The 9,302-nt window shown below is 65.2% G+C and carries 8 protein-coding genes and 2 pseudogenes; 5 read left to right on the plus strand and 5 right to left on the minus strand.

Translation table 11 applies throughout. The features are described from left to right. Window positions 1-236 (minus strand): annotated as a pseudogene (locus QOC69_RS36235) (RNase H family protein); the annotation flags it as partial. Between the two features lie 16 nt (window positions 237-252). Then, a pseudogene (locus tag QOC69_RS36240) lies at window positions 253-369 on the minus strand (IS481 family transposase); the annotation flags it as partial. A gap of 798 nt (window positions 370-1,167) precedes the next feature. On the opposite strand from QOC69_RS36240, the gene QOC69_RS36245 reads away from it, so the two are divergent. The 4 genes from QOC69_RS36245 to QOC69_RS36260 all read left to right on the plus strand — a co-directional run bounded on the left by QOC69_RS36245 (window position 1,168) and on the right by QOC69_RS36260 (window position 5,251). After that, window positions 1,168-1,935 carry a TMEM165/GDT1 family protein gene (locus tag QOC69_RS36245; RefSeq protein WP_526447691.1) on the plus strand — a complete coding sequence of 256 codons (768 nt, stop codon included), beginning with the start codon at window positions 1,168-1,170 and terminating at the stop codon, window positions 1,933-1,935. Between the two features lie 179 nt (window positions 1,936-2,114). Beyond that, the gene (locus QOC69_RS36250) at window positions 2,115-2,639 is read left to right on the plus strand and encodes an ester cyclase (protein WP_526447693.1); all 525 of its coding nucleotides are present in this window, start codon (window positions 2,115-2,117) and stop codon (window positions 2,637-2,639) included. A 321-nt stretch (window positions 2,640-2,960) separates the two neighbouring features. Next, complete coding sequence (locus QOC69_RS36255; protein WP_526447695.1) at window positions 2,961-3,734, plus strand: response regulator transcription factor; 774 nt, start codon at window positions 2,961-2,963, stop codon at window positions 3,732-3,734. Then, window positions 3,731-5,251, plus strand: a complete 1,521-nt coding sequence (locus QOC69_RS36260; RefSeq protein WP_526447697.1) for a sensor histidine kinase — start codon at window positions 3,731-3,733, stop codon at window positions 5,249-5,251. The genes QOC69_RS36255 and QOC69_RS36260 overlap by 4 nt, the downstream gene beginning before the upstream one ends. On the opposite strand, the gene QOC69_RS36265 is transcribed toward QOC69_RS36260, so the two are convergent. Together QOC69_RS36265 and QOC69_RS36270 are read right to left on the minus strand one after the other, a co-directional pair. Beyond that, window positions 5,230-5,526 carry a hypothetical protein gene (locus QOC69_RS36265; protein ID WP_526447699.1) on the minus strand — a complete coding sequence of 99 codons (297 nt, stop codon included), beginning with the start codon at window positions 5,524-5,526 and terminating at the stop codon, window positions 5,230-5,232. The genes QOC69_RS36260 and QOC69_RS36265 overlap by 22 nt on opposite strands. 133 nt (window positions 5,527-5,659) lie before the next feature. Continuing rightward, on the minus strand, window positions 5,660-6,877 hold the full coding sequence (locus tag QOC69_RS36270) for an MFS transporter (protein WP_526447701.1): 1,218 nt from the start codon (window positions 6,875-6,877) through the stop codon (window positions 5,660-5,662). Between the two features lie 99 nt (window positions 6,878-6,976). Here QOC69_RS36270 and QOC69_RS36275 point away from each other — a divergent pair, with 99 nt between their 5' ends. Then, entirely contained in the window at window positions 6,977-8,128 is a 1,152-nt protein-coding gene (locus QOC69_RS36275; protein ID WP_526447703.1) for an ROK family protein, read from the plus strand. 108 nt (window positions 8,129-8,236) lie between these two features. Here the strand turns inward: QOC69_RS36275 and QOC69_RS36280 are convergent, their stop codons facing one another. After that, window positions 8,237-9,112 (minus strand): LLM class flavin-dependent oxidoreductase, encoded by an 876-nt coding sequence (locus QOC69_RS36280; RefSeq protein WP_526447705.1) that lies wholly within the window; start codon window positions 9,110-9,112, stop codon window positions 8,237-8,239. Between the last annotated feature and the right edge of the window lie 190 nt (window positions 9,113-9,302).

A 9,302-nucleotide genomic window follows, 5' to 3' on the forward strand; every position in this document is an offset into this window, starting at 1 on the left:
CGACGTCGCACGGCGGACGCGTCGATCGCTTCCTGCATGCCCCTGGTCGCGAGCACGTCGGCCAGCTCGTTGTCGGCGACACCCGAGTGTCCCTTCACCCAGAACCACTCGACCTGGTGCCGCGCACGGGCCAACTGGAGCCGCTGCCAGAGGTCGACGTTCTTCACCGGCTGCTTCGCGGCGGTCTTCCAGCCGTTGCGTTCCCAGCCGAGGACCCACTTGGTGATGCCGCTCCGGCACAACGCTTCACGCCCAGCGGCCGCCGTCAGGAATTCGCCCGACCTTCTTGACATCAATGTGGACCACGTGGCCAGGTCGACGAGCGATGATTTCGCGGTGGGTGCCGTTGTCGTGTCCGGTGGAGTCAATGAAGGGCATTTAACCTGCGCGAACAAATACTGCACAATTCGAATATTGCATCTCCGCCAGTTGTGTGGGAATGATGGCGACGTCAGATACCCTGCGCGCTCTGCGAATTCGTCGTATGGCACGCGGCGCGCAGGTGAAGCCCTCCGCTGTCGGAGGCGCGACGCATCAATGATGTATCTGATGCAACATTCCTACGAGCGAGTGGCTCCGGTGCGCCGCGTCCGGTCGTTGTTGAACAGTGGCTTTGATGTTTACGGCTGCTCAGCGGGCCTTATTCCGCATCTACTTTGAGTTCAGCGCCGGTGACATACCGCGCTTCGTCGGAAGGTAGCCCACAGCCTGGCTGCGCTCCCAGCGTGTAGGCATTCTCCTCGCGCAAGTTGATCGTCATCGTCGTCTCAGAACTGCCCCTTGTCATCATCCCCTTTCCAACCAGACGTTTCCGAACTCTCCGGTGTGGTTTGCCTCTGCAGAGGAGTCGCCGCGGCGATGACGATTCTTTGGGTACCCTGAAACTATTCGACTGACACCCAAACATGTTGCAGGGAACGGGATTCCGATCCCTGCGGGTTGCGCGGCCGCGGTCATGGTGGGTAGTGTCAAGGCAGCGAAGGGGAGTAGCCCCCAATCGTGCAATCGACATACTGGCCGCGTTGGCAAACTGCTGCGCGGCCCGGTTGCTCGGACCGGTGGAGTTTGCCGGTGGGCGAGACCTTCGGCCGTACTGACCATGTCGGTTGTTGGCCGGAGGCATTTCTTGATCCTCGCGGCTGGTAGCCACCGACCGAGGAGTTGTGGGTGCTCGCCGCATTGCTTCTGAGCTTCGCCGTCATATTCGTCGCCGAGATGGGCGACAAAACCCAACTGGTGGCGATGATGTTCGCGCTGCGTTACCGCTGGTGGGTAGTGTTGGCCGCCATCGCCGCCGCCACCACCGCGGTGCACGTCCTTTCGGTCGCCATCGGCCACTACCTCGGCGCAGCTCTGCCGACGCACCTGCTCGGCCTCATCGCTGGTGCGGCCTTCATCTTCTTCGGGTTGTGGACTCTGCGCGGTGACTCGCTCTCTGATGAGGAGGCGTCCCGTGCCGAGCGAGCCGCTGCACCCGCGTTCTTCGTGGTCACTTCCGCGTTCGTGCTTGCCGAGCTCGGTGATAAGACGATGCTCGCGACGATTACCCTTGCTGCGGACAACGATTGGTTGGGAGTGTGGATTGGCTCCACACTCGGCATGGTGGTCGCAGACGGACTCGCCATCGTGGTCGGGGCAGTCGCGGGCAAGCACCTTCCCGAGCGGCTCATCCAGATCACCGCAGCCGCGCTGTTCCTTCTCTTCGGTGCGTACATGCTCCTCGAGAACATCTTCCCGGCGGCACCGGGCGCCATCATCGTCGGCAGCGCGATTGCCATCGTCCTCATTTTCGCCGCGGTCTTGCGCGCGATGCCAGAGCAGTTGCGTCCAGCAGTGCTCAGGACCGAGCACGCCTCGCCGACCGTTCTCGCCCAGCCGGGCCAGGAGGAAGTGCCAGAGCGAGAAATCGCTGAGCAACAGCATGAGCGAAAGTGACTGACGTTTTGACAGTTCCGATCAGGAGACGGGGCAGGCGACGGCGATGATAGCGGCTGCGGCGCTGGTGTTGTTCGTGACGTTGATGTTCATGATCGGGGCATCGCGACCCGCCAGTCGTGTGGGAGTAAGTGCTGGTTGACCGTAGGCTGGGAACTTCAGGAGGGAAGGTGCTGACGATGGCCGCTTACGATCTTGCCGCGTTGTGGGAGGCGCACTGTCGGTACGAGTTTGAAACGCGGGACGTGGACGCCACCATGTCCACCATGGTGGGGGAACCATATGTCAACCACATCCCCACCATGACCGGCGGCGTCGGCTTCGAGAACTTGCGGCATTTTTACGCGCACCATTTCATCGGGGTGAACCCTCCCGACTTCGAACTCCTCCCCGTCAGCCGCACGGTCGGGGAGAGTTCCCTTGTCGACGAGTTCATCCTCCGCTTCACGCACACCACCCGGATGGACTGGATGCTGCCCGGCATTGAGCCCACCGGACGCGCCGTGGAGATTCCGACAGTTGCCATCGTGCAATTTCAGGAAGACAAACTCGTGCACGAGCACATCTACTGGGACCAAGCCAGCGTGCTCGTTCAACTCGGTATACTCGATCCCGACGGCCTGCCCATCGCTGGGGCCGAGACCGCGCGCAAAGTGCTCGACGTTTCCCTGCCGAGCAACACGCTGATGACCCCGTCGCAGTAGGACGCCTGGGGGTAACGCCAGACCCGGTTTCGCACGGACCATGGCGCTGCGGTGCTACGGCCGTTTTCTACGTCAGGGTCGTGCCTGGGCGCCGCGTACCCGAAATCACAGCCCTCGTGTCGAAATCGCTCATAGCACCCCGATCGTTAAAGCCGTTGGGTGCTCGATTCGGCCCCGCGTGCGGCGACCGTGCCAGTTCGTCTCGAGATTCCCCGCAAACTGCGCGTTGGGCGTCCAACACGGTCTTCTGCCCGCGGGGCACACATATGAAAAGTCTATGAGGGACGTGACGGCGGGCTGGCTGACAGCGACAATGGTCAAATGACCTCGTTGCCGGTCAGGGACGATCGCGCGGGACCCCGTCGCGCCATTCTCGGCCAACTGCCCCGCATGTACCGCGCCGACGGATCCCCGATCCGGGTGCTTCTCGTCGACGACGAGCGCGCGCTCACGAACCTCGTTCGGATGGCGTTGCAGTACGAGGGCTGGGACATCGACGTCGCGCATGACGCCCGCGAGGCCGTCGACAAGTACCGCGCGAACATGCCGGACATCCTGGTCCTCGACATCATGCTGCCCGACATGGACGGGCTCGGAGTGTTGCAGCAGATCCGGGATTCGGACACCTACACACCCACGCTGTTCCTGACCGCGCGCGACTCGGTGATGGACAGGGTCACCGGTTTGACCGCGGGCGGTGACGACTACATGACCAAGCCGTTCTCCCTCGAGGAGCTGGTGGCCAGGCTGCGCGGCCTGCTCCGCCGGTCGGCCTATCTGACACCGGCCGACGACGAGGCATTGACCGTCGGCGACCTCGAACTCGACAGCCTCAGCCGTGAGGTCACCCGCGGCAGCGTGCCGATCTCGCTGACCTCGACCGAGTTCGAGCTGCTTCGATTCCTGATGCGCAATCCCCGGCGCGCGTTGACCCGCAACGAGGTTCTGCAAAAGGTGTGGAATTACGACTTCGGCGGACGGTCGAGCATCGTCGACCTGTACGTCTCATACCTGCGGAAGAAGGTCGACGCCGGACGCGACCCGATGATCCACACGGTTCGAGGCGTCGGCTACATGCTGCGGCCGGCGGAATGACTCGCCTCACACGCGTATGGCGAAGCTGGACGCTGACCCGCCAGTTGGTGGTCGGGATGACCGCCGTCGTGATGATCGTGTTGCTGACCGTCGGGACGTTGTCCGTGCTGACCCTGCGGGCATCCGTCCTCGGGATCACCGACGCACAACTTTCCGGGTCCGCCGACGGTTTCAGCCATGCGGTGACGAAGTACCGGATAACTCCCGGGCCGTCGGGCGCCCTGCCAGCCTCAGGCACGATGAAGCCGCTGGCCTATCTCATCGGACAGGCGCCGGGAAACGTAATCGCGTTGATTCAGAACGGAAGAGTCGTCGACTCAGCATTCTTCGTGGACGGGGATGCGCGGCCCGCACCGCCCGGCGCCGTCCAGCGGATCGCCGACCTGACGTGGACAGGCGCAGAACCCCGCACCATCGAACTGCCCGGACTTGGCTACTACCGAATGGTGAGCCGTCCGGGCGACGGGGACGAGATCCTGGTCACGGGGGCATCGTGGAAACAGGCCTGGCAAGCCGTTACCCGGGAGACCGCGATCGTCGCGGGCATGACCGCCCTCGCGCTGCTCATCACCGCCCTGTGCACGATCGCCATCGTCCGGTTCGCGCTGCGCCCCCTGGGCCGGGTCGCCGCGACCGCGGCGGAAGTCGCGACGTTGCCGCTGAACCGCGACAACCACGAGATCACGCCGCGAGTGCCGGAGCGGGACACCGATCCGCGCACCGAGGTCGGCCTCGTCGGCGACACCCTGAACCGATTGCTCGATCACGTCGAAAGTGCGCTGGCCGACGTCGCGGCGTCGGACCGTCGGATGCGCCGGTTCATCACCGACGCCAGCCACGAACTGCGCACCCCACTGGCCGCCATCCACGGCTACGCGGAGCTGACCCGTCAGGACAGTTCGGTTCTGCCGGACACTACCGAGTACTCGCTCGCCCGCATCGAAGCCGAAGCGCACCGGATGAGTTCGTTGGTCGCCGACCTGCTGCTGCTCGCGCGGCTCGACGAGGGCGAGGATCTGGACGCCACCGACGTGGACCTCACGGACGTCGTCATCGACGCGGTGAACGACGCCGCGGTTTCGGCACCGGGCCAGCGCTGGCTGACCAAGGTGCCAGACGGTCCGGTGTGGGTCGCAGGCGATCGGATGAGGCTTCATCAGATGCTCGCCAATCTGCTGTCCAACGCGCGCATGCACACCCCGGCCGGCACGACCGTGACGACGGGAACCGCCATAGGCAGGGCCGACGACGGAACGGGTTACGTGGAACTGACCGTCACCGACGACGGTCCGGGAATCGATCGGGAACTGTTGCCGCACTTGTTCGAACGGTTCGTCCGAGCAGATGAATCGCGGTCCCGGCAGTCCGGGAGTTTCGGGTTGGGGCTGTCCATCACCGCGTCGATCGTCGAGGCTCACCACGGAACCATCGAGGCAGAATCCGGCAACGGAACGACGACGTTCAGGGTGCGTCTGGCGACGGTTCAACTAGCTGCTCAGCACGCCACGTCCAGGTAGACCGTCTTCGAGGTGACCGTGGTGTTGATCGAGCCGCCGCCCCTGGAGTCCTGCGTTGAGAAGGTCTGGCCGGGGCGGATGGAGCGGACCGTGCACTCGGACAGCGGCTTGTCGCCGGTCCGGTTGATCGTGACGTTGTAGCCATCGGCTTGAAGTTTTTGGACGGTTTGGTCGACCTGCGACGGCCCGGCGGGTGCCGCGGCCGCGGCAACGGCGAAACCGACCGAAGATGCCAAAATGCCCGCGGTAATTCCAACAGCCACAAAGTATTTCATGTCCCGACCCTTCAATTGGTTGATGTGCGTACACATTCCAATGTAGGATCGCTTCTCGCTTTGGCCCGCCACTCATGTCGAATACAAAGATTTGCAATTGCTATGAGAGCGTTGACATCGCGTCGACGAGTGCCTAGGGGCGGCCGGTGCGGCGCTGCAGTAGTACCGAGAACGTCAGCACCACGAGGCCGGCGACGGCGAGCAGCGCTCCTGCGGCGGCGGGCGCGGTGTAGCCGTAGCCCGCGGCGATCACCATGCCGCCGATCAAGGCGCCTGCCGCGTTGGCGACGTTGAGCGCGGAGTGGTTCAGCGCCGCGGCGAGAGTCTGGGCGTCGTGCGCGACGTCCATCAGTCGCGTCTGCAGCGCGGGACCGATCGCCGAACCCGCCGCGCCGATCAGGAAGAGTCCGGCCATGGCTGTCCACGGGTTGTGCGAGGCGAGCACGAACAGCGCCAGCACGACGCCCAGCGCGGAGATCGAGACGTACAGACCACGGAGCACCGAGACGTCGGCCATCCGGCCTCCGACCAGGTTGCCGACCACCATGCCGAGGCCGAAGACCATGAGCGCCACCGGGATCAGCGCCCGCGGCAGGCCGGCGACGTCGGTCAGCGTGGTGCTGATGTAGGTGTACACGGCGAACATGCCGCCGAAGCCGACCATGCCGACCAACAGCGCCAGCCACACCTGCACCCGCTTGAGGGCGCCGAGTTCGGTCAGCGGACTCGTCACGTGCATCGAGCGCATGTTCGGCAACCAGAACCAGATGGCCGTCAACGTGACGAGACCGACCACGACGACGAGCCCGAATGCGCTGCGCCAGCCGAAGTGCTGGCCCAGCCACGACGCCACCGGCACGCCGAGAACGGTCGCGACCGTCAGACCGGTCAGCACGTGCGCGACGGCCTTGGCCCGGTTCTGCGGCCCCATCAGGTGGGCGGCGACCAGTGCGGCGATGCCGAAGAACGCCCCATGCGGCACGCCTGCGACGAACCGGGCGGCCATCAGCGTGCCGTAGGTCGGCGCCACCACGCTCGCGAGGTTGCCCAGCGTGAAGAGCGTCATCAGGCCGAGCAGCAGGGTCTTGCGCGGCACGCGTGCGGTCAGTGACGCAATGAGCGGCGCCCCGATCACCACGCCCAGCGCGTAGGCGGAGATGACGTGTCCGGCGGTCGGTTCACTGACGCCGAGGCTGGCTGCGATATCGGGCAGCAGGCCCATGGCGACGAACTCGGTGGTGCCGATCCCGAAGCCGCCGATCGCGAGCGCCAGGACCGCCAGCCACCGGATGGTGGGGTCGGGGGCGACGACGGACTGCGGGCGGGAAGGCCGTTCCAGGGAGCGGGTCACTCGGACAAGACTAGGCCTACTTATGCCTTCCTTCAAATTGACTTTCGTCTTTCAGTGGTAAAAGTGGCATTGCTTACGTTTTGCGTGTTCAATCGAAGGATGGCCACCGCGGGTGACGTCTTCGCCCTGATCAGGGATCGCCGTGACACCACGCGCACGGAGATCGCCCAGCTCACCGGCCTGTCGCGCACCGCGGTCGCCGCGCGCATCTCGGCGCTGGTCGCCTCTGGGCTCGTCATCGAGCGGGAGCAGGCGCCGTCGACCGGCGGCCGTCCGGCGACACTGCTCTCCTTCAATGCCGACGCGGGCGTGGTGTTGACGGCCGCGGTGGGCATCAGCCGCACTCGACTGGCGGTGTGCAACCTGGCAGGGGAGGTGTTGTCCACGGGCGACATCGATCAAGAGGTCGCCCTTGGACCCGACGACCTGATGCCCGACGTGGTGAAGCGGCTCGACCTGCTGCTCGACGATCACCGCGACGTTCCCATCTACGGCGTGGGGCTCAGTCTGCCGGGAACCGTGGACCGCGAGCGTGGGTGCAGCCGGGACTCACCGATCCTGCGCGGCTGGGACGGCGTCGACCTTCGTCCGTACTTCCTTGAACTGAAGCGCCTTTCGGGTGTACCAGTGGTGCTGGACAACGATGCCAATGCGGTCGCGCTGGCCGAGCGGGGCGGCGACCGTCAGCGTTACGACGACGTGCTGGTGCTGAAGGCGTCGACCGGGTTGGGTGCGGGCATCATCGCCGGCGGGGTGTTGCAACGTGGCGCCACCCAGGCGGCGGGGGAGTTCGGGCACAACAAGATCGCTGCCGCGCAAGGCCTTCCGTGCCGGTGTGGTGACACGGGTTGCCTCGAAGCCATCGCGGGAGGCTGGGCCGTGGTGCACGCGCTGCAACGGCAGGGGCATGCAGTCCGGCACATGCGCGACGTCGTCGAGCTCGCCAATGGCGGTGACGCGGAGGCGCGCCGCATGATCCGCGACAGCGGCAGGCACGTCGGCGAGGTCGTCGCGGCCGCGGTGAACCTGCTCAACCCCGCCGTCCTGGTCGTGGCAGGCGACCTGGCGGGTGCCTACGAGATCTTCGTCGCCGGACTACGGGAGACGTTGTACGGCAACGCCACTGCCCAGGCGACCCGCACACTCGTCGTCGTGCCGGCCGCGCACGGAGACCGATCGGCCACCGTCGGCAGCGCCGTCATGGTGCTCGACCAGGTGCTCGGCCCGCGCGCCGTCGACGCGCTGGTCTAGCTTTGCGGCAGAGCGGTTTTCCCGACTGACGACCTCGCCGAGCGTACGGTTGTTTGCAGGGCCACTCGCGGTTTGCGTGCAACAACCGTACTTTCGGCGCGCGAAAAGCTACACCTTCGCGATGACATTCTCCGCGAACCGCTCGAGCTTGCGGATCTTGCTGTCCAGCGGTTGGGTGTCCGGCCCGACGATGTAGGGGATCCGGAAACCGACCATGACGTCGGTGACGCCCTTGTCCTCGAGGCGCTTGATACCGTCCGGCGTGTACGCGTCGAGCGACATCACGTGGATCTCGACGGGGCCCGTCCGACCCTCTTCTTCCCGAAATTTCTTGAGTCGGTTGATGAGTCGGTCGAGCGCCTCGGGATCACCGAGATCCCCGCCGCCGTGCATCCAGCCGTCGTTGCGCGCGGCACGCCGCAGCGCGGCGTCGGCGTGTCCGCCGATGAGGATCGGCACGGGTTTGGTCGGCGCCGGTGTCATCTTGATCTTGGGGATGTCATAGAACTCGCCGTGGTACTCGAAGTAGTCGCCGGTGGTGAGGCCCTTGATGATGTCGATGCACTCGTCCATCCGCTTGCCGCGCTTGGCGAACGGCACACCCATGATCTCGTAGTCCTCGGGCCAGGGACTGGTGCCGACGCCGAGGCCGAGCCGGTTGTCGAACATGGCGGCCAGCGAGCCGGCCTGCTTGGCAACCAGCGCGGGCGGCCGGATCGGCAGCTTGAGCACGAAGATGTTGAAGTGCAGCTTCGTGGTCACCGCGGAGAGTGCCCCGATCAGCGCGAACGTCTCGATCATGGCCTTGCCGTCCAGGAACTCGCGGTTGCCGTCGGCGGTGTACGGGTACTTCGAGTCCGACTCGAACGGGTACGCGATGCTGTCGGCAATCGTCATCGCGTGATAGCCGGCCTCGTCGGCCGCCTTCGCCAAAGGGATGTAGTACGCCGGGTCGGTCATTGACTCCGCATAGGTGAACCGCATGAACTCGATACTAGAACACGTTCTAATTCTGCGATGTCGAGCCTGCGGCATGATGGGTCAGGTGCGCGCGCCCTGGCTCACCCGCAATGTCCGCGTGCTCTCGGCGGTGTCGTTCCTGCAGGACACCGCCAGTGAACTGCTCTATCCGCTGCTGCCGATCTACCTGACGGCGGTGCTGGGCGCACCGCCC

It is taken from the genome of Mycobacterium sp., assembly GCF_032162105.1.
Lineage (GTDB): Bacteria > Actinomycetota > Actinomycetes > Mycobacteriales > Mycobacteriaceae > Mycobacterium.